The 22,856-nt window shown below is 72.1% G+C and carries 16 protein-coding genes and 1 pseudogene; 7 read left to right on the top strand and 10 right to left on the bottom strand.

Features of this window, described 5'->3' with window-relative positions:
* Positions 1–65: 65 nt before the first annotated feature.
* Together typA and ACN9M0_RS23865 are read right to left on the bottom strand one after the other, a co-directional pair.
* On the bottom strand, positions 66–1,967 hold the full coding sequence (gene typA / locus ACN9M0_RS23870) for a translational GTPase TypA (protein ID WP_366036311.1): 1,902 nt from the start codon (positions 1,965–1,967) through the stop codon (positions 66–68).
* A gap of 272 nt (positions 1,968–2,239) precedes the next feature.
* Positions 2,240–4,651, bottom strand: a complete 2,412-nt coding sequence (locus ACN9M0_RS23865; protein ID WP_426404167.1) for an ABC transporter family substrate-binding protein — start codon at positions 4,649–4,651, stop codon at positions 2,240–2,242.
* Between the two features lie 248 nt (positions 4,652–4,899).
* On the opposite strand from ACN9M0_RS23865, the gene ACN9M0_RS23860 reads away from it, so the two are divergent.
* From ACN9M0_RS23860 to ACN9M0_RS23845, 4 genes are read left to right on the top strand one after another with little or no spacing between them, the layout of a single operon-like run.
* Positions 4,900–5,127: a hypothetical protein gene (locus ACN9M0_RS23860; RefSeq protein ID WP_366036309.1), complete on the top strand. Its 228-nt coding sequence runs from the start codon at positions 4,900–4,902 to the stop codon at positions 5,125–5,127.
* A gap of 32 nt (positions 5,128–5,159) precedes the next feature.
* Positions 5,160–5,990, top strand: a complete 831-nt coding sequence (locus tag ACN9M0_RS23855; RefSeq protein WP_366036308.1) for a hypothetical protein — start codon at positions 5,160–5,162, stop codon at positions 5,988–5,990.
* Positions 5,991–6,000: 10 nt separating this feature from the next.
* Positions 6,001–7,902, top strand: a complete 1,902-nt coding sequence (locus ACN9M0_RS23850; protein WP_399701237.1) for a fumarate reductase/succinate dehydrogenase flavoprotein subunit — start codon at positions 6,001–6,003, stop codon at positions 7,900–7,902.
* Positions 7,899–8,669, top strand: a complete 771-nt coding sequence (locus tag ACN9M0_RS23845; RefSeq protein WP_366036307.1) for a succinate dehydrogenase/fumarate reductase iron-sulfur subunit — start codon at positions 7,899–7,901, stop codon at positions 8,667–8,669. Before ACN9M0_RS23850 ends, ACN9M0_RS23845 begins: the two co-directional genes overlap by 4 nt.
* 27 nt (positions 8,670–8,696) lie before the next feature.
* Here the strand turns inward: ACN9M0_RS23845 and ACN9M0_RS23840 are convergent.
* Positions 8,697–9,835: pseudogene (locus tag ACN9M0_RS23840) on the bottom strand (hypothetical protein).
* 149 nt (positions 9,836–9,984) lie between these two features.
* Here ACN9M0_RS23840 and ACN9M0_RS23835 point away from each other — a divergent pair.
* A complete protein-coding gene (locus ACN9M0_RS23835; protein WP_426404166.1) occupies positions 9,985–12,108 on the top strand; it encodes a TPM domain-containing protein in 2,124 nt (707 codons plus the stop codon).
* A gap of 43 nt (positions 12,109–12,151) precedes the next feature.
* Entirely contained in the window at positions 12,152–12,862 is a 711-nt protein-coding gene (locus tag ACN9M0_RS23830) for a PspA/IM30 family protein (RefSeq protein ID WP_366036304.1), read from the top strand.
* Between the two features lie 33 nt (positions 12,863–12,895).
* Here ACN9M0_RS23830 and ACN9M0_RS23825 read toward each other — a convergent pair whose 3' ends face one another.
* From ACN9M0_RS23825 to ACN9M0_RS23800, 6 genes are all read right to left on the bottom strand, one after another.
* Positions 12,896–15,466, bottom strand: coding sequence for a SpoIIE family protein phosphatase (locus tag ACN9M0_RS23825; RefSeq protein ID WP_426404165.1), 2,571 nt, complete (start codon positions 15,464–15,466; stop codon positions 12,896–12,898).
* A gap of 144 nt (positions 15,467–15,610) precedes the next feature.
* Positions 15,611–16,033, bottom strand: coding sequence for an ATP-binding protein (locus ACN9M0_RS23820; protein WP_366036302.1), 423 nt, complete (start codon positions 16,031–16,033; stop codon positions 15,611–15,613).
* A 145-nt stretch (positions 16,034–16,178) separates the two neighbouring features.
* Complete coding sequence (locus ACN9M0_RS23815; protein ID WP_399701133.1) at positions 16,179–16,664, bottom strand: (deoxy)nucleoside triphosphate pyrophosphohydrolase; 486 nt, start codon at positions 16,662–16,664, stop codon at positions 16,179–16,181.
* Positions 16,665–16,704: 40 nt separating this feature from the next.
* Positions 16,705–16,884 (bottom strand): SPOR domain-containing protein, encoded by a 180-nt coding sequence (locus ACN9M0_RS23810; RefSeq protein WP_366036300.1) that lies wholly within the window; start codon positions 16,882–16,884, stop codon positions 16,705–16,707.
* A gap of 155 nt (positions 16,885–17,039) precedes the next feature.
* Positions 17,040–18,800: a purine-cytosine permease family protein gene (locus tag ACN9M0_RS23805; protein WP_426404164.1), complete on the bottom strand. Its 1,761-nt coding sequence runs from the start codon at positions 18,798–18,800 to the stop codon at positions 17,040–17,042.
* Positions 18,801–19,101: 301 nt separating this feature from the next.
* Positions 19,102–19,854: a GntR family transcriptional regulator gene (locus ACN9M0_RS23800; RefSeq protein WP_366036298.1), complete on the bottom strand. Its 753-nt coding sequence runs from the start codon at positions 19,852–19,854 to the stop codon at positions 19,102–19,104.
* Positions 19,855–20,066: 212 nt separating this feature from the next.
* On the opposite strand from ACN9M0_RS23800, the gene ACN9M0_RS23795 reads away from it, so the two are divergent.
* A complete protein-coding gene (locus ACN9M0_RS23795) occupies positions 20,067–21,434 on the top strand; it encodes a glycoside hydrolase family 18 protein (RefSeq protein WP_426404163.1) in 1,368 nt (455 codons plus the stop codon).
* A gap of 176 nt (positions 21,435–21,610) precedes the next feature.
* Here ACN9M0_RS23795 and ACN9M0_RS23790 read toward each other — a convergent pair whose 3' ends face one another.
* Positions 21,611–22,780 carry a DUF4190 domain-containing protein gene (locus tag ACN9M0_RS23790; RefSeq protein WP_426404162.1) on the bottom strand — a complete coding sequence of 390 codons (1,170 nt, stop codon included), beginning with the start codon at positions 22,778–22,780 and terminating at the stop codon, positions 21,611–21,613.
* Positions 22,781–22,856: the final 76 nt, after the last annotated feature.

The following is a 22,856-nucleotide window of genomic DNA, read 5'->3' as shown; positions in this document are numbered from 1 at the left end:
GAGGGCGGCGAAGATCACAGGCGACCGTGATCTACCCCGCCGTCAACGGCAGTATGCGACCTTACTCAGCTGTTCTTGGCGCGGGAAGACGCGCGACCGCGCGCGTTCTGGTCGAGGATGACCTTGCGGATGCGCACGGCCTCCGGCGTGACCTCGACGCACTCGTCGTCGCGGCAGAACTCCAGCGACTGCTCCAGGGACAGCTTCCGCGGCGGGACGATCGCCTCGAAGGAGTCGGCGGAGGCGGAGCGCATGTTGGTGAGCTTCTTCTCCTTGGTGATGTTCACGTCCATGTCGTCGGAGCGGGAGTTCTCGCCGACGATCATGCCCTCGTACACCTCGGTGCCGGGGTCGGTGAACAGGACGCCGCGCTCCTGGAGGTTGGTCATCGCGAAGGCGGTGACGGCACCCGCGCGGTCGGCGACCAGCGAACCGTTGTTGCGGGTCGTCAGCGTGCCGAACCACGGCTCGTGGCCCTCGTGGATCGAGTGGGCGATGCCCGTACCGCGGGTGTTGGTCAGGAACTCCGTACGGAAGCCGATGAGGCCGCGGGACGGGACCACGAACTCCATGCGGACCCAGCCGGAGCCGTGGTTCGACATGTTGTCCATGCGGCCCTTGCGGACGCCCATGAGCTGCGTGACCGCACCCATGTGCTCCTCGGGGACGTCGACCGTGAGGCGCTCGACGGGCTCGTGCGTCTTGCCGTCGACCTCCTTGGTGACGACCTGCGGCTTGCCGATGGTCAGCTCGAAGCCCTCGCGGCGCATCTGCTCGACCAGGATGGCGAGCGCGAGCTCACCACGGCCCTGGACCTCCCAGGCGTCCGGACGCTCGGTGTCGAGGACGCGGAGCGAGACGTTACCGATCAGCTCGCGGTCCAGACGGTCCTTGACCTGGCGGGCGGTGACCTTGCGCTGCTTGACCGCGGACTTGGCGTCCGCGCCCTTGCCCGTGCCACCACGGCCGACGAGCGGCGAGGTGTTGGTGCCGATGGTCATGGAGATGGCCGGCTGGTCGACCGTGATCAGCGGAAGCGCGATCGGGTTCTCCGGGTCGGCCAGGGTCTCACCGATCATGATGTCGGGGATACCGGCGACGGCGCAGATGTCACCGGGGCCGGCGACCTCGGCGGGCTTGCGGGTGAGCGCCTCGGTCATCATCAGCTCGGTGATGCGGACGTTGGAGATCGTGCCGTCCCGCTTGATCCACGCGACCGTCTGGCCCTTGCGCAGCTCGCCCTGCTCGACGCGGAGCAGCGCGATGCGGCCGAGGAAGTTGTCGGCGTCCAGGTTGGTGACGTGGGCCTGGAGCGGGGCCTCCTCGTCGTACACCGGGGCCGGGACGTGCTCCAGGATGGCGGAGAAGAACGGCTCCAGGTTGTCGCTGTCCGCGGGGACCGTGCCGTTCTCCGGCTTGGTCAGCGAGGCGACGCCGTCACGGCCGCAGGCGTAGACGATCGGGAACTCGATCTGGTCCTCGTCCGCGTCCAGGTCGAGGAAGAGGTCGTAGGTCTCGTTGACGACCTCGTCGATCCGGGAGTCCGGGCGGTCCGTCTTGTTGATGCAGAGGATGACGGGCTTGCGCTGCTGGAGGGCCTTGCGCAGCACGAAGCGGGTCTGCGGGAGCGGGCCCTCGGAGGCGTCGACGAGGAGGACGACCGCGTCCACCATCGAGAGACCGCGCTCGACCTCGCCACCGAAGTCGGCGTGGCCCGGGGTGTCGATGATGTTGATCGTGATCGGGGCCCCGCCGTCCTTGGGGTGATACTTCACCGCCGTGTTCTTGGCGAGGATCGTGATGCCCTTCTCACGCTCCAGGTCGTTCGAGTCCATCATGCGGTCGTCGAGCTGCTGGTGGGCGGCGAAGGCACCGGCCTGCTTGAGCATGGCGTCGACGATGGTCGTCTTGCCATGGTCGACGTGGGCGACGATGGCGACGTTACGGATGTCGTGGCGCGTGGGCATGGGTGCTTGCGCTTCTCTCGGATCGTGGGATGCGGCGTCAGTTCCTCGTACGCCCGCCGGGCGGACGCGCCACGGCTATGTCCTATGGTACGGGGCTGCCGCGCAAGGGGCTTCCCCGGCCAAGATCCGAGAGGTGTTACCGGGTGTGCTCAAGGGTGTGGGGGAGGTCGTGCGACCGGGTCAAAGGGCCGACGCGATCCTGCCCGCCGGGATCACCGGCGGGCAAGGAACTTGAGCTGCTTCTGAGGTTGTGACCAGCGGTTTCAGAGCTTTCAGCGGTTTCGTTCGGCTCCCTTGGAGGATTCGGGCTTCTTGAAGCCGATGTCCTGGTAGCGGGGAGCGGCGAGACCCCAGGCCCCTGCGTTCACGAGATCGGCCCTCGCGGCGACCAGCTGCGGGCGCTGGTACAGCGGGATGGAACCGGCCGCGGCCCAGATCCGGGCGTCGGCCTGGCGCACCAGATCGCGGGCCTCCTCCTCGTCGAGCGTCCCCGCCGCCTGGTCGAACAGCTGGTCGATGCGGTCGGTGCCGACCCGGGAGTAGTTCTGCTCGACCAGGAGCGAGCCGTCCGAGGCCGGCTCGGGCTTGGCGAAGATCGGCCGGGCGTCGGTCGCCGGGAAGGCGGAGGCCGGCCAGGAGTAGAGGGCCAGGTCGTAGTCGCCCGAGGCCACGTGGTCCTTGAAGAAGCTGTCGTCGGAGACCTTGGTGACCTCGGTACGGATGCCGACCGCGTCGAGCATCCGGACGATGCGGTCCCCGACCGCCCGCAGCGACTCGGAGCCGGGCCCGGACGGCAGGACGAAGCGGAGGCTGAGCGCCTTGCCGTCCTTGCCGAGGGCCCTGGTCGCCTCGGGGGCCGTCACGGGGGCGGCGGTGCCCCTCGGGGCGTAGGCCCCGGCCATCCCCTGGTCCGGCTTGGCGGCCGACTGGGCGGTGTGGGCGCCGGAGCCGGAGCCGGTGTCGAGCGCCTCGGCGCGGGCGAGGAGCGCGGCGCTCTGGCGGGCGGCGGCGGGGGCCGGCGCGAGGATGTTCGTGCCGTTCTCGGGGCCGTTCGCGCCGATGCCGGGAGCGGTCTCGGCGCGGCGGTCGCCGGGCTTGTCGTCGCCGACGATGTAGAGGCCCTCGTCGGAGGCGGTGTCGCTCGCCTGCTTCTTGGCGTCGGTGGAGCCGCCGGCCTTCTTCTCCGTCTCCTTCTTCTCCGCGGCCTTCCTCTCCGCGGCCTTCTTCTCCGCCTCCTTCTTCTCCGCCTCGCTGCCCGCCTTGGTGCCGGCGGGCTTCTTGGCGGCTCCGCCGGGGACCCAGCCCGCGTCGGCGAGGAGCGCCTGGGCCTCCTTGGTGTCCTGGCCGCCGAGCGCGTCGCTGCTGTCCGCGTACGCCGCCTGCCCGGCGAGGGCGAGGTGGCTGCCGGGGGGCTCCGCGGGGAGGCCGAGCGGCTTCAGTACGGATTCGGCCAGTTCCTGGCGGTTGATGGCGCGGGCCACCGCGCGCCGTACCCGCTCGTCGGCCAGCGGGCCGGACTCGCCGTTCAGCGAGAGCTGGGTGTAGGCGGGCTCCAGGGACTTGCGGACCACGTACTTCGCCAGGGCGTCCTGGGCGCTCGCGTACCGGGCGATGGCCTCCTCGTTCTTCTTGCGGGCGGCCTTGACCTCCTCCGCCTTCTCCTCGTCGGAGCCGTGGGCGAGGGCCCAGGACCTCAGGGCCTTGGAGGGGGTGATCGCGGAGCCGGGGCCGTGGGCGACGGCGGCCTGCGCGCCGTTCCGGCCGGCGTGGGCGTCCCGGAGGGCGAGGGAGATCCGCTCGGCCGTGGACCGGTCGATCTCGGCCAGGTCGAGGGTGCCGGCGGCGAGCGCGGCCGCCCGGTCGGCCCGGGGGACGGCCTTGAGGACGACGCTGTCGAGTTTGGCGGGCTGCCCCCACCAGTGGGGGTTGCGGGTGAGGGTGACGTCGCCGCCCTTCCGGTCGATCGCCTTCAGCAGGAACGGTCCTGCGGTGGCCTTGAGGCTGGTGCGCGCCCCGTCGTTGAAGGCGTTCGGGGAGCCCATCACCTGCTTCGGGTAGAGCGGCGAGAAGAGGGACTGCCAGTCGGCGTAGGGCTTGGCGAAGGTGACCCGCACCTCCAGGTCGTTCTTGCCCCGCTCGATCTTCTCGATCCGCTCGTAGCCGGAGTTGCGGGCGGTCCAGTACGCGGTGTCGCGGCCGCTCAGCGCGCGCCACTGGGCCACGAAGTCGGGGGCGCCGATCTCGCGTCCGTCGCTCCACACCGCCTGCTGGTTGAGCTTGTAGAGGACGACCTGCTTGGGCTCGGTCTCGACGACCTGCGCGGTCTCCAGGTAGTCGGGGTTCAGTTTCGGCCGGCCCCGCTCGTCGAGCGTGTAGAGGGAGGGGAGCACGGCTCCGGCGATGCGCGAGGTGGTGCCGTCGGCGTCGGCCTGGAAGCTGTTGAGCGTGGTGGGCAGCGCGTCGACGGCCCAGCGGAGGGTGCCCCCGTCGGCGACCTTGTCGCGCGTCGCGGGCGCGTTGTCCTGGGCCGCGGCCGGGGTCTCGTCGGCCTCGTCGCCGGAGCTGCAGCCGGCGAGGACGGTGACGGCGAGGACCGCGCTGGTGAGGGCCGCGACGGAGCGGAGCGTGCGGGAGCGGGGGCTCCTGGAGCATGTCCTCCCGCGAGGGGCGCCGATCTGGGACATGACTTGTACCCCTTCGTCCAGATTTATGCCATTTGGAGATGATCAGACCTATTGCTCATACACTGAAAAGGACGGAGCGGATTCGGCCACGGCGACACGGCGGCACGACGGACAAACCCCACTCGTGCGGCCCAATACCGCGGCGGCCGGGCGCTCCGGACGAGTGGAAACCCGTGCACATGGCTTCCCAAGCGGGATGTGACGCGCGACACTCCTGCCGAAGCCGCTCGCGGAAGTGAGGGCAACCCATGTCCGTTCAGGACGATCTGGCGGCCGTCAAGCGTCGCCTGCAGGACCTGGAGCACACGGTCGAAGAGCTGGAGCGCCGCGTCGGTACGGAGCGGGGCGCGCCCCGGGCGCAGACCGCCGGCCGCGCCGAGAGTCTGGTGACCATCCCCGACACCCCGTACGACAGCGGGCTGTGGACGGACACGGACGACGAGGGACTGGGAGCACGCGACCGTCACGCGCCGTAGGACGTACCGGCAACCGACCGTAGGAGGCCCTGTTGGCCACAGGTACGCAACCCCCGACGAGTCACGGAGCGGCGACGGGGGTGCGCTCCCCGGGGCGCGCCTCCATCGCCGCCCGCCATCTGCGCACCGACCGCTGGTGGCTCTCCCCCGCCGCCACGGCCGCCGGACTGCTCGCCTTCGTCGCGTACTCGACGTGGCGGGCCTTCGCGAACGCCCACTACTACGCCGCCCCCTACGTCTCCCCGTTCTACTCGCCCTGCCTCGCGGAGAACTGCGTCCCCATGCGGGGCGGACCGAACTGGGAGGTCTTCGGCAGCTGGTGGGGGCTCTCCCCCGCCCTGCTGATCCTGGTCTTCCCGCTGGGCTTCCGGCTGACCTGCTACTACTACCGCAAGGCGTACTACCGGGGATTCTGGGCCGCTCCCCCGGCCTGCGCGGTCGCCGAACCCCACCGGGCGTACACCGGCGAGACCCGCTTCCCGCTGCTCCTGCAGAACCTCCACCGGTACTTCTTCTACGCGGCGCTGCCGGTCGCCGGGATCCTCACGTACGACACCGCGCTGACCTTCCGGAACGCCGACTACGCGTGGGGCCACGCCGGGCTCGGGACGCTGGTCTTCCTCGTCAACATCGTCCTCATCTGGGCGTACACCCTCTCCTGCCACTCCTGCCGGCACATCGTCGGCGGCCGGCTGAGGCACTTCTCGAAGCACCCCGTCCGCTACCGGCTGTGGACCTGGGTGGGGCGCCTGAACCGGCGTCACATGCAACTCGCCTGGGCGTCGCTGATCAGCGTCGCCGTCTGCGACCTGTACGTGTACCTGCTCGCCACCGGCGCCTTCGACGACCCGAGGTTCTTCTGACATGAGTCCTGTGAGCTCCGTGGAACGGCAGCGGTGGGACGTGGTCGTGGTCGGCGCGGGCGGCGCCGGGCTGCGGGCCGCGATCGAGGCGCGCCGGGCCGGCGCGCGCACCGCCGTGATCTGCAAGTCCCTCTTCGGCAAGGCGCACACGGTGATGGCCGAGGGCGGCATCGCCGCCTCCATGGCGAACGCCAACGAGCACGACGACTGGAAGACGCACTTCCGGGACACCATGCGCGGCGGGAAGTTCCTCAACCAGTGGCGGATGGCCGAACTGCACGCCCAGGAGGCCCCCGAGCGGGTCTGGGAGCTGGAGACCTGGGGCGCGCTCTTCGACCGGACGCCGGACGGCCGGATCTCCCAGCGGAACTTCGGCGGCCACGAGTACCCCCGGCTCGCGCACGTCGGCGACCGCACCGGTCTCGAACTCCTGCGGACCCTCCAGCAGAAGGCCGTGGCGCTCCAGCAGGAGGACCACCGCGAGACCGGCGACCACGAGGCGCACCTGAAGGTCTTCCAGGAGTTCACCGTCACCCGGATCCTGAAGGACGCCGACGGGCGGGTCTCCGGGGTCTTCTGTTACGAGCGGGAGAGCGGGCGCTTCCTCGTCCTGGAGGCGCCCGCGGTCGTCCTCGCGACCGGCGGCATCGGCAAGTCCTTCAAGGTGACCTCGAACTCCTGGGAGTACACCGGCGACGGCCACGCGCTTGCCCTGCTGGCCGGGGCGCCGCTGGTGAACATGGAGTTCGTGCAGTTCCACCCGACCGGCATGGTCTGGCCGCCGTCGGTGAAGGGGATCCTGGTCACCGAGTCGGTACGGGGCGACGGCGGGGTGCTGAGGAACTCCGAGGGCCGGCGCTTCATGTTCGACTACGTCCCCGACGTCTTCAAGGAGAAGTACGCCGAGTCGGAGGAGGAGGGCGACCGCTGGTACGAGGACCCCGAGCACAACCGGCGCCCGCCCGAGCTGCTGCCGCGCGACGAGGTGGCGCGGGCCATCAACGCCGAGGTCAAGGCGGGGCGCGGCTCCCCGCACGGCGGGGTGTTCCTGGACGTGTCCACCCGGATGCCGGCGGAGACGATCCGCCGCCGGCTGCCCTCGATGTACCACCAGTTCAAGGAGCTGGCGGACGTCGACATCACGGCCGAGGCGATGGAGGTCGGACCGACCTGCCACTACGTGATGGGCGGAGTCGCCGTCGACTCCGAGACGGCGGCGACCGTCGGGGTGCCCGGACTCTTCGCGGCCGGCGAGGTCGCGGGCGGCATGCACGGCTCCAACCGGCTCGGCGGGAACTCGCTCTCCGACCTGCTGGTCTTCGGCCGGCGGGCCGGTCTCCACGCGGCGCAGTACGCGATGTCGGGGGCCGGCGGCGGGGTCGCCGAGGAGGACGTGACCGCCGCGCGGGCGGAGGCGCTGGCGCCGTTCGACGGTCTTCCGGAGGGCGGCGGGGAGAACCCTGCCGTGGAGAACCCGTACACCCTCCACCAGGAGCTCCAGCAGACGATGAACGACCTCGTCGGGATCATCCGGCGGGAGGGCGAGATGGCCGAGGCCCTGGAGCGGATCGCCGCACTGCGCGAGCGGGCCCGGCGGGTCGTCGTCGAGGGCCACCGGCAGTTCAACCCCGGCTGGCACCTCGCCCTCGACCTGCGGAACATGCTCCTGGTCAGCGAGTGCGTGGCCCGGGCCGCCCTGGAGCGCACCGAGTCCCGGGGCGGGCACACCCGCGAGGACCGTCCGGCGATGGAGCGGTCGTGGCGCCCGGTGAACCTGCTCTGCCGGGCCGCGGACGGCGGCGGCGTCGCCCTGGAACGGGTGCGCACCGAACCGATCAGGCCCGATCTGCTCGCCCTCTTCGAGAAGGAGGAGCTGGCGAAGTACCTGGCGGAGGAGGAGCTGGACGCATGAGCACGTATCAGGCCCACTTCCGGATCTGGCGGGGCGACACCGACGGCGGGGAGCTGACGGACTACACCGTCGAGGTGCACGACGGCGAGGTGGTCCTCGACATCGTCCACCGGCTCCAGGCCACCCAGACCCCCGACCTGGCCGTGCGCTGGAACTGCAAGGCCGGCAAGTGCGGGTCGTGCTCGGCCGAGATCAACGGCCGGCCCCGGCTGATGTGCATGACCCGCATGTCGGTCTTCGCCCGGGACGAGGTCGTCACCATCACCCCGATGCGGGCCTTCCCGGTCGTCCGCGACCTGGTCACGGACGTCTCCTTCAACTACGCGAAGGCCCGGGAGATCCCGGCGTTCGTGCCGCCCGCCGGGCTCGGCCCCGGCGAGTACCGGATGAAGCAGGAGGACGTGGACCGCTCGCAGGAGTTCAGGAAGTGCATCGAGTGCTTCCTGTGCCAGGACACCTGCCATGTGGTGCGCGACCACGAGGAGAACAAGGAGGCCTTCGCCGGGCCCCGCTTCCTCATGCGGGTCGCGGAGCTCGACATGCACCCCCTGGACGCGGCGGAGGAGGCCGGACTCGACCGGCGGCGGACCGCGCAGGAGGAGCACGGCCTCGGCTACTGCAACATCACCAAGTGCTGCACCGAGGTCTGCCCGGAGTCCATCCGGATCACCGACAACGCCCTGATCCCGCTGAAGGAGCGGGTCGTGGACCGGAAGTACGACCCGCTGGTCTGGCTCGGGAAGACGATCAGGCGACGGAAGGCGTGAGGTCGGGCCGCCGGGCCGCGCTCCGGGTCAGAGCCAGCCCGCGCGGTACGCCGCCCAGTCGCCCTCCCGCGCGGCGAAGTCGACGTACAGGGCGAGGCCGAACCGCTCGCGGCCCGGGTCGGTCCGGCCCAGGCCGAGTCTCGCGCCCTTGACGGCCGCGGCGACCGTCTCCGCGTCCTCGTGGTGGCCGAGGTCGTCCTCGTGGAAGAAGGGGAGGCCCATGAGCAGGTCGGTCGTCTCGGGGGTCGCTTCGAGGGCGAGGGCGGTCTGCTGGGCGACGTACCCGCCGTACAGGCCCTCCAGCGGCATCCAGGTGTCGTACGACATGACGGCGATCTGGTCGACGCGCCGGGCGACCTCGCCGAAGAACTCCTGCGACCACCACTTCTCGCTGCCGCTCAGCGCGCCGTTCACCGTGTGCGCGCCCGGCAGCGGGTCGATCTGGTGGGCGGCGACCGAGAGCGGGACCTTGCGGGCCCGGGTCAGCTTTCCCAGGTCGTCGAGGAGGGAGAGGTAGTCCCGGTCGTCGGAGTGCAGCGGCTCCAGGTCGAAATGGACCCCGTCGAAGCCGGCGTCGAGGATCTGCCGTGCCGAGCCGACCACGGCCCGGCGGGACCCGGCGTCCTCCAGGCGCAGCCCCGTGGGGCCCTCGGTGGCGAGGACGTCACCCAGCCAGGCCTGCACGCGTATCCCGGGCATCGCGCGGTGCACCCCGTCGATCAGCCACTTCGCGCGGGGGTACTTCGCCGCCGGCAGCGTGCCGTCGTGCTCCAGGGGCCCGGCGTGCACGTACAGGTCGCGTATGCCGCTGTCCTTCAACCGCGCGGCGAGGGCCGCGAGGTCGGCGTCCTTCTTCCGCCCGTCGACCCAGGCGTGCCCGATCCAGTAGGCGTCCTTGCCGCGGGTGCGCGCGTCCTCCCTGAGGTCGCCCGTGTAACTGACGCGCAGGGCAAGGGCCCCGAAGAGCGGGGGCACCACGAGCAGCAGGACGAGGCCGAGGACGAACCAGCGCCCCCGCCTCCACACACGCCTCGGCCGTCCGTCCACCCGTGCCCCCCAAGAGCCGTCGCGTCACTGGAACCACCGTAGCGGCGGCTACTGACAGTGACGCCCGGGCGGCCGGAACGGTTTCCGGACGGCAGGGGTCCGGTCGCGGGCGGGCCCAGGTCCGGTCGCGGGCGGGCGGGCCCAGGTCCGGTCGCGACCGGGCGTCAGGCAGACGGTCGACGGGCGTCGGTCCGGTCGCGGGTGACCGTCAGGCCGACGGGCGTCGGTCCAGTCGCGAGCGCGCATACGCGGACATAACCTCCCCTTTGTGACGCGAATAGCCACCCGAGCCCTTCTCGCGGTACTGGTGGCGGCGTGGTGGATCCTCGTGCCCGCCGTACACGGTGCCCACGCCGACGCCCCCGTCGCCCTGTCCCGGGACGGGCAGATCACCGACCGGGTGGACGCCCTCGGCGACCGCCGGGCCTCCGTGGTCCAGGCACTCGACCGGCTCTACGACGACCGGCGGGTCCAGCTCTTCGTCGTCTACGTACGGGACTTCTCCGGGCGCTCGGGCCCGAGCTGGGCCGACGCCACCGCGGAGCGCAACGCGCTCGGCCTCGACGACGTCCTGCTCGCCGTCGCCACCCACGACCGGCAGTACGGCTACTCGGCCGACGCCGGCTCCCGCTTCACCCAGGCCCAGCTCGACGAGGTCGCGCGGACCGCGATCGAACCCGCCCTGCGGCAGAACGACTGGGCCGGTGCCGCCATCGGCGCGGCGAACGGCTACGACGCCGTCCTCGCCGGCCGGCCCGTCCCCACCCCGGCCCTCACCCCCGGGCCCGCCGACCCCGGCGCCGCGGCCGACGACGGCACCTCGGCGACCGACCTCGTGCTGCCCCTGGTCCTCGTCGGCGGCGCGGGGGCCGTGGCGGCCTACGCGTACACCAAACGGCGGCGGCGGGCCGAGACCCGCACCACGCCGCGGGGCGGGCAGGGCTGGGGCCCTCCGAAGGAACCCGTACCGCCGTCCCTGGACGAGCTCGACGGGGAGGCCCGCCGGACACTGGTCGCCACCGACGACGCCGTCCGCACCAGCCAGGAGGAACTCGGCTTCGCGTCCGCCCAGTTCGGCGAGGAGGCGGTGCGTCCCTTCACCGAGGCGGTCGACTTCGCCGAGGAGCAGCTGACGGCCTCGTTCCGGCTGCGGCAGAAACTCGACGACGCCTTTCCCGAGGACGACGCGACCCGCCGGACCATGCTCGACGAGATCCTCCGCCGCTGCGCCGAGGCGAACGCGCGTCTCGACGCCGAGACGGAGGACTTCGACCGGCTCCGCGCCCTGGAGCGCACGGCCCCGGAGGCGCTGGCCGTGGTGGAGGCCGCCTTCCGGGAGCAGACCGGGCGGATCGGCATCGCCGAGGCCGCGCTGGCCTCGATGCGCGAGCGGTACGCGGAGACGGCGGCCGCGCCCGTCGCCGGCGACGTCGAGCAGGCGAAGGACCGGCTCGTGTTCGCGACGACCCACATCAATCGGGCCCGCCAGCAGATCGACGCCGATGACAACGGCGGGGCCGCCGTGCACATCCGGGCCGCCGAGGGCGCCGTGGACCAGACGGCCCGGCTGATCGAGGCGGTGGACCGGCGGGCGCAGGAGCTGGCCGAGGCCGTGGGAAAGCTGCCCGGCGCGCTCGCGGAGACGGACGCGGACCTCGCGGAGGCCCGGGGGCTGCTGAAGGGGACCGCCGAGGGGGTGTCCACGGCCGATCTCCAGGGCCGGATCGCCCGCGCCGAGTCGGTGCTCACCGAGGTGCGGCGCGGTGTGGACGCCGGGCGGTACGACCCGATCGACGCCCTGCGCCGGGTCGAGGAGGCCGACACGGTGCTCGACGAGGCACTGGAGGGCGCGCGGGAGCGCGAGTCGGGTACGCGGCGCGCCCGCGCACTCCTCGATCAGGTGATGCTGACGGGCCGCTCGGCGATCGGGGCGGCCTCCGACTACATCACCACGCACCGGGGCGCGGTGGGCAGCGAGGCCCGTACGCGCCTCGCCGAGGCCCAGCGCCGCTGGGAGAAGGCACGGTCGCTCGCGGCCGCCGACGACCCCCAGGCGGCCCTGGTGGAGGCCCAGCAGGCGGACACGCTGGCGCGGCGCGCCCAGGACCTGGCCGAGCAGGACGTCCGGACGTACGGGAACCCGAACGGCCTGGGCGGTGCGACTGGAGTGGGAGGAAGCGGTGGCGGCGGGCTCGGCGGTGCGGTGCTCGGCGGCATCGTCCTCGGCGGACTGTTCGGCGGTGGACGGGGAGGCGGACATGGGGGGTTCGGTGGAGGTTCGGGGGGCGACGGCGGGGGCGGGGGTTTCGGGGGTGGAGGTTTCGGCGGCGGGCCCGGCAGCTTCGGCGGCAGCGGCACACGCGGTCGGCTGGGCGGCGGAGGCCGTTTCTGAGGACGGCCGTCCTCTCCCTTCCGTCCCTTCGAGGAGATGAGCCATGAGCAGCAAGCAGACCGTTCTCGGCCGGGTCACCCAGCTCGCGAAGGCCAACATCAACGCGCTGCTGGACCAGGCGGAGGATCCGCAGAAGATGCTGGACCAGCTGATCCGCGACTACTCGAACAACATCGCGGAGGCGGAGGAGGCGGTGGCGGCGACCATCGGCAACCTCCGGCTGATGGAGCAGGACCACCTGGAGGACGTGGAGGCGGCGAAGGAGTGGGGCGGCAAGGCGCTCGCCGCGAGCCGGAAGGCGGACGAGCTGCGGAGCGGCGGGCAGACGGCGGAGGCGGACCGCTTCGACAACCTGGCGAAGGTGGCCCTGGGCCGCCAGCTGCAGTCGGAGAAGGAGGCGCGGACGGCGGAGCCGACGATCGCCGCGCAGACCGAGGTGGTGACGAAGCTCAGGACCGGCCTCGACCAGATGAAGGCGAAGCTGGGCGAGCTGAAGGCCAAGCGCGACGAGCTGGTCGCCCGCGCGAAGTCGGCCCAGGCGCAGAACCGGATGATGGACGCCGTGAAGAACGTCGACGTGCTCGATCCGACGAGCGAGCTGAGCCGCTTCGAGGACAAGGTGCGCCGCGAGGAGGCGAAGGCGCTGGGCAAGCAGGAGCTCGCCGCCTCCTCGCTGGACGCCCAGTTCGAGCAGCTGGACGCGCTCGGCGACAGCGCCGAGATCGAGGCCCGGCTGGCCGCGCTCAAGGCCTGATCCGGCGGCTCCTCGCGTACGCGTGAGCGCGCCTCAGAACATGCTGAGGAGCTGTTCCACCGTGGGCTCCGTCGCCCCCTCGCCGTCCGGCAGGGCCAGTTCGAACCAGACGGTCTTGCCGCGCGGGGTGCGGCGCGAGCCCCAGGAAGAGGAGAGCAGCCCGACGAGCTGGAGGCCGCGGCCGCCCTCGTCGGTGTCCCGGGCCCTGCGGCGTCGAGGCTGGACGAGACCGGCGTCCCAGACCTCGCAGACGAGGGTGCGGTCGCGCAGCAGGCGCAGCCGGATCTCCCCCTCGCCGTAGCGCAGGGCGTTGGTGACGAGCTCGCTGACGAGGAGTTCGACGGTGTCGACGAGCGGTTCGAGGTCCCAGGCCGCGAGCTGGGCGCGGGCGAGTTCGCGGGCCCGGCCGACGGAGCGGGGCTCCCTGGGCAGCTGCCAGTCGCCGACCGCCTCGCTGGGCAGCCCCTGGATCCTGGCCATGAGGAGGGCGATGTCGTCCTCGCCGTGTCCGGTGTTCAGGCTGGTGAGGACCCGGTCGCAGACGTCCTCCAGGGGGCGGGCCGGGTCGGTGAGCGCGCGCCGGAAGGCCTGGAGTCCTTCGTCCAGGGGGTGGTCGCGGGACTCGACGAGCCCGTCGGTGTAGAGGGCGAGGAGGGCGCCCTCGGGCAGTTCGACCTCGACCTCCTCGAAGGGTTCCCCGCCGACACCGAGCGGCATCCCGGGGGGTACGTCGAGGAGCAGGGCCTCTTCGCCCGGTTCGACGAGGACCGGCGGGAGGTGCCCGGCGTTGGCGAAGGTGCAGCGGCGGGTGACCGGGTCGTAGACGGCGTAGACGCAGGTGGCGAGGTAGACCTCGGCGAGCTCGGGGCCGCGGTTCTTGTGGGTGCGGGACTGCTGTGCGCCGATCGGTGCGCCGAGGCCGCGGGCGATCTCGTCGAGGTGGGAGAGGACTTCGGCGGGTTCCAGGTCGAGCTGGGCGAGGGTGCGGACGGCGGTGCGGAGTTCGCCCATGGCGACGGCGGCGCGCAGGCCGCGGCCCATGACGTCGCCGATGACGAGGGCGGTGCGATGGCCGGGGAGCTCGATGACGTCGAACCAGTCGCCGCCGACCTCGGTGGCGGCGGTGCCGGGGAGGTAGCGGCAGGCGATGTCGAGTCCCGCGGCCTCGGGGTCGCCGGGCGGGAGCAGGCTGCGCTGGAGGATCAGGGCGCGCTCGTGCTCGCGGCGGTAGAGGCGCGCGTTGTCGATGCAGACGGCGGTGCGGGCGGCGAGTTCGACGGCGAGGGCCCGGTCGCGCTCCCCGAAGGGCTCGCTGCCCTTGGTGCGGGAGAACTGGACGAGGCCGACGACGGTGTCGTGGGCGACCATCGGGACGACCAGGGTGGACTGGACGAGCTCTCCTTCGGAGCCCGGGACCGTCCGGATCCGGCCCGTGCGCAGGGCTCCGGCGCAGGGCGAGTTGAAGGGGTAGCGGTGGACGGCCCCGACCTCGATGGGGACGGGTCCGCAGCAGCCGCTGCCCGGGCCGTGCCCCTCGTCGGTCCTGAGGGGGGTGTCGGAGACGGCGCTGGCGAAGGCGACCCTGCGGAGTTCGGCGCTGCCCGCCCCGTAGCCGACGTCGTGGGAGTTGCCCCAGCGGCCGGGCGGGGCCTCGTCGCCGGTGAGCAGGCCCTGGTAGAGGTCGACGGAGGCGAGGTCGCAGAAGCCGGGGACGGCGACGTCGAGGAGCTCGCGGGCGGTGGCCTCCAGGTCGAGGGAGTTGCCGATGCGGGCGCCGGCCTCGTTGAGGAGGGCGAGGTTGCGGCGGGCGCTGGCGGCCTCCCTGGCCGCGTTGTGGCGGCGGGTGACGTCGATGCCGAGGCCGGCGACGCCGATCGGGCGGCCGGAGCCGCTGTGCACGCGGTAGAGGTTGATGGACCAGTGGCGGCGGTCCCTGGCGCCGGGGGCGGCGCCGACGATCTGGAAGTCGGTGACGGACTCGCCGGTCTCCAGGACCCGCCGGAGGGCGGTGGTCATCCGGTCGGCCTCGGCGTGGCCCAGGTAGTCGTGGACGGTCCGGCCGCGGTGGTCGTCGGCCTCGCCGCCGAAGACGGTGGCGAAGCGCCGGTTGGCCCGCTTCACGGTGAGGTCGGTGCCGAAGAGGAGGAAGCCGAAGGGGGATTGGCCGAATATCGCCTGGGAGGCGGCGAGGTCCGTCTCGATGCGGCGGAGTGCGCGTACGTCGACGACGATGCACAGCGCGGCCCGTTCCCCGGCCTGGGTCTCGCTCGGCATGACGTACATCTCGGCGATGCCCCGGGGCCGGTCCTCGCCGGGCATGCGGAACGGGACGAGGCCCGTCCACTCCTTGCCGTCGAGGATCTCCTTGACCCGCCGGTGGCCGCGCTCGCGCAGGTCGGCGGGCATGAAGGCCTCGACGGGGTCCTTGCCCCTGGCCTCCTCCGCGGTGACCCCGAAGAGGTCCACGGCCCTTCGGCTCCACTGCTCGACGAGGCCGTCGGGCCCGATCGAGAAGGAGGCCACCCGGATGTAGTCATAGATGGAGCCGGGCGGGCTGCTCTGCCACACGACGCCGCCGCTCGCCGTCTCAGGTATCTCGCTCACGCGACCGTCCCCTCCAGCTCACCGCACCGGACCGGCCATGCCCGCAGTATTCAATACGGCAGGCCCCGACGGCACGACGTTCACGATCACAGGGTGGTCTCGTTCGTCCCTCGCCGAGTACCGGTGATCGTTGTCCCACCCTGTTTACTCACCAGGGAGAGCCAGCTCGAACCATACGGTTTTGCCCGTCCTTCCTCTACGGGTTCCCCAGCGGCGTGCGGAACAGGCCACGAGACCGAGCCCTCGACCCCCTTCGTCCTCGGGCCCCGGGACCCGCTCGGTCGGTGGATCCGGAAGCGGATCGGAAACCTCCACCAGGAGCGCCGGCGGATGCGCCGGGTCGGCGCCGTCGGAGCGGGGGCGGACCAGGCGGACCCCGATGGGGCCGGAGGCGTACCGCAGGGAGTTGGTCACCAGCTCGCTGACCAGCAGGACGGTCACATCGCCGAGGGCCTTGTCGAGCTCCCAGGCACGCAGGGTCTCGCGCACCGCGTGGCGAGCCGTGCGCACGGCGTTCGCCTCCGCCGGGAAGTTCCACTCCGCGCGGTCGCCGTCGGTGTCGATCACACCCGATCACTTCCCCAGCCGTGCGTCAGCAGGAAGGTCCATGCCCCCTCCCAAGGGGTCATTTTGGACATACCCGCTATTTGGGACGGGATATCCCGTCGGGGGCGTCAGCGGGCGCACGGTGGCACGAACGGCGTAGGGAGAGTCAGCCGCGCGCTCCGTCGGCGGGGGCCGCCGGGAGTCTCAGCGCGGCCTCGGCGACGGCGGGGCGGTCCTGGTCGAGCCAGTCGACCGAGTCCAGCTCGCGCCGGGAGAGCCAGCGCAGCTCGTCGTGGTCCTCCAGGGGGCGCGGTTCGCCGGAGAGCAGCCGGGCGGTCCACACCCGCAGGACGTATCCGGGCTTCAGCGGCCACTCGCCGGGGATGCGCTCGCCGGGCTCGACCTCCACGCCGAGCTCCTCCCGGAGTTCACGGACCAGGGCCTCTTCCGGGCTCTCGCCCTGTTCGAGCTTGCCGCCGGGGAGTTCCCATCGGCCGGCGAGCTCGACGGGGGCGCTGCGCCGCGCGGCGAGCAGCCGCCCCCGGTCGTACAGGGCGCCCGCGACGACGACCACGACGCCGGCCCCCTGGCCGGGGCCGGCGTCGCGGTGGGGCTCGTGGGGCGCGGCGGGGTCGGTGGTGCGTTCCGTCATGGGCGCGAGCGTAGCCCGGCCCGGCCGGTGCCCGCCGGGGTCAGAGGGCGGGGCTGCCGATGTGCTCGACCCAGTAGAGCTGCTTGTGACCGCGGTCGTCGAGGCTGTCCGCGATCTTCTGGGCTTCGTCCTTGGTCGCGTACCGCCCCACCCGGTAGCGGTTGCCGTTGTCGTCCTGGCGTATGACGAGCCAGGAAAGGACGGGGCCGCTGTCGGTCATCAGACTTCTCCCTCCGCCGGTCCGGGCGCCGCTAAGGATCTCCGGGAAACCGCAATCCGCATATGCCGGAGCTTACGCCTGACCTTCACACAGCGGATACGGGTTTTCACAAAGAGGCACGGATCGGCCGGGAACCGACGGAAGGAGGCCGAAGGTCACGCGCCGGGCGCCGCCGCGGGGACGGTCGGCACCGGCATCAGGACGGGGCCGCCGGCGCCCTCGGGGTCCTTGCGGCAGACGTCCCCGCAGGTGGCGTCGAGCGAGCAGCAGAGGGAGCAGACCGGGCCGGACCGCACGGGGCAGTCGGCGATGTCCGGCAGCTCGTAGGCCGTCTCGCACTCCGCGCAGATGTGGGTGGCCCGCTCGTCGGCGACCTCGGCCCCGGGGCCGTTCACCGTGTTGGGGCGGGCCAGGTAGTAGCGGCCCCTGGTCGCCCAGGCGATGAGCGGGCAGAGCACGACGGCGAGGCCGGCGGCGATGAAGGTGGAGAACGCCTCGGCGTAGGTGCCGAAGAGACCGAAGAAGGCGAGGATCGAGACGACCGAGGCGATGACCATGGCACCGAAGCCGGCGGGGTTCACCGCGTACAGATAGGCGCGTTTGAACTCGATGTACGGGGGGCTCCAGCCGGCCCGCTTGTTGATGACGAGGTCGGCGGCGACGGCCGCGATCCAGGCGATGCCGACGTTGGAGTAGAACCCGAGCAGCTTGTTCAGGGCGGCGAACATGTTCATCTCCATCAGCGTCAGCGCGACGGCGAGGTTGAGGAAGATGTACCAGACGCGCCCGGGGTGACGGTGGGTGACGCGGGAGAAGAAGTTCGACCAGGACAGCGAGCCGCTGTAGGCGTTGGTGACGTTGATCTTGACCTGGGAGACGATCACGAACAGCGCGGCGGCGGGCAGCGCGAACGAGCCGAGCCAGGGCCTCAGCGCCTCGATCTGCGGGGCGATCGGCTCCAGGGCGTGGGTCTTGCCGACGGCCTCCAGGGCCACGAAGGCGAGGAACGCGCCGCCGAGCTGCTTGGCCGCGCCGATCACGACCCAGCCGGGCCCTGCGGCCAGCACGGCGAGGTTCCAGCGGCGCCTGTTGACCTCCGTCCTGGCGGGCATGAAGCGCAGATAGTCGGCCTGCTCGCCGATCTGGGCGATCAGGGAGAGCGCGACGCCCGTGCCGAGACCGAAGCCGATCCACGAGAAGCCCGCTCCCGCGCCTTCCGTACCGCCGAAGGAGGCGAAGGCGCCCCAGGCGTCGGGGGCTTCGAAGGCGAGCACGACGAAGGGCAGCACCAGGCCGACGAGCCAGACCGGCTGGGTCCAGGCCTGCACCTTGGCGAGGGCGCCCATGCCGCGGAAGACGATCGGGATGACGATCAGGGTCGTGAGGAGATAGCCGACCTGCACCGGCAGGCCGACGGCCTGGTGCATGGCCTGGGCCATGATCGAGCCTTCGAGGGCGAAGAAGATGAAGGTGAAGGAGGCGTAGATGAGCGAGGTGAGCGTGGAGCCGAAGTAGCCGAAGCCGGCGCCGCGCGTGATGAGGTCCATGTCCAGGCCGTACTTCGCGCAGGCCCGGGCGATGGGGATGCCGGTGAGGAAGATGAGGACGGCGGCGGTGAGGATCGAGGCGAGGCCGCTGCCGAAGCCGTAGGTGAAGACGATCGAGGCGCCGATCGCGAAGTCGGCGAGGTAGGCGATGCCGCCGAGGGCGGTGCCGGCGACGGTCCCGGGCGACCAGCGCCGGAAGGAGTGCGGGGCGTACCGCAGCGAGTAGTCCTCGCGGCTCTCGTCCGCGGCGAGCTTCGCGTAACTGCGGCGGGGGCCGGCGGGCGGCGGCGCGGCCTCCCCGAGTGCCTGAACGGCCTGGGAGGTGCCCCCAACCGGCTCCGGGGTGGGTGTGGTGACCGTGTCCGTCATGAGGGTTCCTGTCGTCCGACCGGGTCGCGGGTACGGACGAGGAAGGTAGGAGCCGCGCGTGACGGCGGCCGACGGCGCGTGATTGCGGCGCGGTTACGCGACCTGACGCCCCGTTAACTCCTGGTCACAAGCCCCGGACACCCGGCCCCGCTGACCGGTGGGCCCGCCGCCGCCCCCGCCGGACGGCCACCCCGACGCCGGCCCGGCACCACCGAACGGCCACCCCCGCAGCGACCCAGCCCCTCCGACCGTTTGCCCGGCACCGGCCCGGCACCGCCGAACTGTCACTCCGGCACGGGCCTCACCGCACCGGCAGGTGGTAGGAGACGCGGTAGCGGTCCGCCGGGACGACGACGTCGGCCGTCTCGACCGCGCGGCCCGAGGCGTAGTACGTCCGCTCCAGGACCATCACCACGTGCCCCGGCACGCCGCCCAGGGCCAGGAGTTCCTCCGCGAGGCCGGGCCGGGCCCCCACCTCCTCCACCACGTTGTCGACGACCACGTCGATGGCCGCCATGCGCTCGACGACGCCGCAGCCGCCCAGGGGGCCCTCCTCGGGCAGCATGACCGGCGTCCGGCCGGTGACGGCGAGGGGCTCCCAGGAGGTGGAGACCATCATGGGCTCGCCCCCGTCCCGGTACACGTACCGCGTGCGCATCACCCGCTCCCCCGGCTCGATGCCGAGCCGCTCTGCCACCTCGGCGCCCGCCGGCTCCTGCTCGCTGCGCGACTCCCAGGTGCCGCGGGCCCCTTCGGCGGCCTGCTCCTGACGGAAGGGGCTGGCTCCGGACACGGGGCGGTAGCCGGAGCGGGCGATCCGGCGCGGCACGGGACGCTCGCGCACATACGTGCCCGAACCCGAGCGCCCCTCCACGAGCCCCTCGGCCATGAGCACCTTGCGGGCCTCCAGCGCGACGGTGTCCGACACCCCGTACTCCTCGCGGATGCGTGCCTGCGAGGGGAGGCGGGTATGCGGCGGAAGCGAGCCGTTGGCGATCTTCTCCCGCAGATCGCTCGCCACGCGCAGATAGGCGGGCTGCTCACCGAACGTCACTGGACACTCCCCTCAGGTTGACTGACAGCTACAGCCTGACAACCGACGGTCGCGATCCGCAAGCATGGGCCAAAGTTTCACTCGAAGTGATGAAACGCCTGGCTACCCGCGGTCACCCCGGAGGGATGCGGACGAACCCCTTGACCCCTATTGGTCCAGACCAATAGGTTCCTGCCCGCACGCTCCATCCCGCCCCGCACAGGAACGAGCCCATGCGCCCCAGAGCCATGACCAAGCCGGCCTTCGCCTTCGCCGCCGCGGCCGCCCTCGGTCTCCTCGCCACCCTGGCCCCCGCCGCCGACGCGCACCAGCGGTCCCCGCGCACGTCCGCGCAGGCGTCCCCGCGGACATCCCCGCACACGCCCGCGCCCAAGCGGATCGGCTACTTCACCCAATGGGGCATCTACGGCCGGAACTTCCAGGTCAAGGATCTGCAGACGAGCGGCACCGCCGCCAAGCTGACCCACATCAACTACGCCTTCGGCGTGGTCGGCCCGGACGGCACCTGCCTCATGGGCAACGCCCCCGGCTCGGACCCCTGGGCCGACTACGTCCGCCCCGTCGGCGCCGCGAACTCCGTGGACGGCACCGGTGACACCGCCGACCAGCGCCTGGCCGGGAACTTCAACGAACTGCGCGAGCTCAAGGCCGAGAACCCCGGCCTCAAGGTCATGATCTCGCTGGGCGGCTGGAGCGGCTCCGCGCACTTCTCCGACGCGGTGCGCACCGACGCCGGACGCAAGGCCCTCGTCGCCTCATGCGTCGACACGTACATCAAGGGGAACCTGCCCGTCGACGGCGCCCGCGGCGGCGCCGGGGCCGCCGCCGGACTCTTCGACGGCATCGACCTGGACTGGGAGTGGCCCGGCTCGGACGGCGCCCCGGGGAACGTGATCCGCCCGGAGGACAAGCCCCACTTCACCGCGCTCGTACGGGAGTTCCGCACGCAGCTCGACGCCTACGGGCGCTCGCTGCCGCGGCGCGTCCACTACGACCTCAGCGCCTACGTGCCCACCGCCCCCGCCAAGATCGACGCGGGCTTCGACGTCGCGAGGATCATGCGGGACCTCGACTTCGTGAACCTCCAGGGCTACGACTTCCACGTCTCCGGCGAGAAGACCACCGCCCAGCAGTCCGCCCTCTTCGCCAAGGACGACTTCAGCGTCGACCAGACCGTGAGGGCCTGGCTGCGCCGCGGCGCCCCCGCCCACAAGCTCGTGGTCGGCATGCCCTTCTACGGCCAGGGCTGGACCGGCGTGGCCGGCGGCGGCGACGGCCTCGGGCAGCCGGCGACCGGGCCCGCCCCGGCGACCTGGACGGCGGGCTCCGAGGACTACAAGTTCCTGAAGAAGCTGGCGGATTCGGGGACGTACACGCTGCACCGGGGACACCGGAACGGCCACGCGTGGCTCTTCGACGGCACCACCCTGTGGACGTACGACGACCCGACCGTCCTGCGCACCAAGGCGTCCTACATCCGGCAGCGCGGGCTCGGCGGCGCGATGGTCTGGTCCCTCGACGGGGACACCCCGGACGGCGAGCTGATCACCGCCATCGACCGGGGCCTGACCCCGCGCTGACAATCCTCGCCCCCTCCCCATGAGCCGCGGACCGGTACCCCGCCGCTCACGGTGCTCCGGAACGGCGGTCGGTCACGGGCCGCCGTCCCCGGTCCGCCGTCTCCGGTCCGCACACGACGGGGCCGGGCCTCCCTCAGAGGGAGACCCGGCCCCGTCCGCACGGCGAAGCGACCCGCTCAGGCCTGCGTGCCCTCGCCCGCCGGCGGTGTGCCCGTCAGGCCGAGCGAGATCCGCGCCTCCGCGCCCAGGTTCTCGGGAAGGGCGTCCCAGGCGGCGTCGTACGCCTCCCAGTAGGCGTCCGCGTCGGCCGCGTGCGCCAGCTTCGCCCACCGCTTCGAGGCCGCGTCGAGGTCCTTGCGGAGCGCCGCGACCGGGGCCGTGGAGTCGCCGGGCCAGGTGCGCTGTCCCAGGCTCGAGCGGGCCGCGTCGATCGCCACCAGGAGCTCCCCTGCCCATTCCTTGTTCGACGCGAAGTCCTCGTCCGCGTCGTCCTCGGGCTCCTCGTAGACGGCCGTCTCGATCGGGTTCACGGCCGTCAGGAAGAAGGTCTGGTCGAGGGTCAGCGTGGTCTTGTCCGAGCGCACCGAGCCGGAGAACTTCTTCCTCTCACTGGCGTACACGCAGGTCACCGCCCGGTCACCGGCCCGCCAGCTCTCCCTGCTCGGCATGTAGTAGTAGATCGAGACGTCCTTCGGGACCGCCCAGGTGTCCATCGCGTAAGTGGAGTTGACCGTCTCGCAGCGCTCCCCGGCGAGGTCGTCCAGCGTGTCGTCGCCAGGCCACTTGTCGAAGCCGGTCACCTTGAAGTCGCCGGTGACCTCGCCGTCGTGCGGGCGGGCGCAGTCGACGACGGTGACGTCCGTCGTGTAGTCCTCCAGCTTGCCGTCGCCGCTGAAGCACTGCCCGGTCCGCAGCGAGAACGTCGACCTGGCGCTTGCGGCCTCGTCCATGCCCTTCTTGAAGCCGTGCCACGCCGAGCTGAAGCCGCCGGTCGCGAGGCCGACGACGAGCAGCAGGGAGCTGAGGGCGGAGAGCACGATGCCGGCGATCGCGAGCCCCTTGCCCCCCTGGTCCTTCTTCTTGATCTGCGGCAGGGCGACGAGGCCGAGGATCAGGCCGAGGGGCGGGAGGCAGCAGACGATGCCGGACACGAGGGAGGCGACGGCCAGGCCGTTGGTGGAGCGGCGCGGCGGCTGCCCGTAGGGGACGGCGCCGGGCATGCCGGGCTGCCCGTACGGGGTGTACGGCATCCCCGGGGAGGTGTACGGCCCCGGGGCGGGCCATCCCCCGGGCTGCGGGCCGCCTGCGGGCGGCGGGATCGGCGGGGTCGGCTGGCTCGGCTCCACGAGTACGTACTCCTGTTGCGGGCGGGCGATGCGAACAAACGCTCGGTCGCGCATCGTACGGAAGGGGCGGTCGCCC

Source organism: Streptomyces sp. R-07 (assembly GCF_049913175.1).
GTDB lineage: Bacteria > Actinomycetota > Actinomycetes > Streptomycetales > Streptomycetaceae > Streptomyces.
The sequence above is the reverse complement of the archived record's forward strand: the minus strand, read 5'-3'. Positions and strand labels throughout refer to the sequence as shown.

Coding starts and splice junctions, on each gene's coding strand:
- ACN9M0_RS23810 (WP_366036300.1), bottom strand. CDS start 16,884: ATGACCGACAGCGGCCCCGTCCTTTCCTGGCTCGTCATACGCCAGGAC.
- ACN9M0_RS23805 (WP_426404164.1), bottom strand. CDS start 18,800: ATGACGGACACGGTCACCACACCCACCCCGGAGCCGGTTGGGGGCACC.
- ACN9M0_RS23795 (WP_426404163.1), top strand. CDS start 20,067: ATGCGCCCCAGAGCCATGACCAAGCCGGCCTTCGCCTTCGCCGCCGCG.
- ACN9M0_RS23830 (WP_366036304.1), top strand. CDS start 12,152: ATGAGCAGCAAGCAGACCGTTCTCGGCCGGGTCACCCAGCTCGCGAAG.
- typA (WP_366036311.1), bottom strand. CDS start 1,967: ATGCCCACGCGCCACGACATCCGTAACGTCGCCATCGTCGCCCACGTC.
- ACN9M0_RS23845 (WP_366036307.1), top strand. CDS start 7,899: ATGAGCACGTATCAGGCCCACTTCCGGATCTGGCGGGGCGACACCGAC.
- ACN9M0_RS23860 (WP_366036309.1), top strand. CDS start 4,900: ATGTCCGTTCAGGACGATCTGGCGGCCGTCAAGCGTCGCCTGCAGGAC.
- ACN9M0_RS23865 (WP_426404167.1), bottom strand. CDS start 4,651: ATGTCCCAGATCGGCGCCCCTCGCGGGAGGACATGCTCCAGGAGCCCC.
- ACN9M0_RS23815 (WP_399701133.1), bottom strand. CDS start 16,664: ATGACGGAACGCACCACCGACCCCGCCGCGCCCCACGAGCCCCACCGC.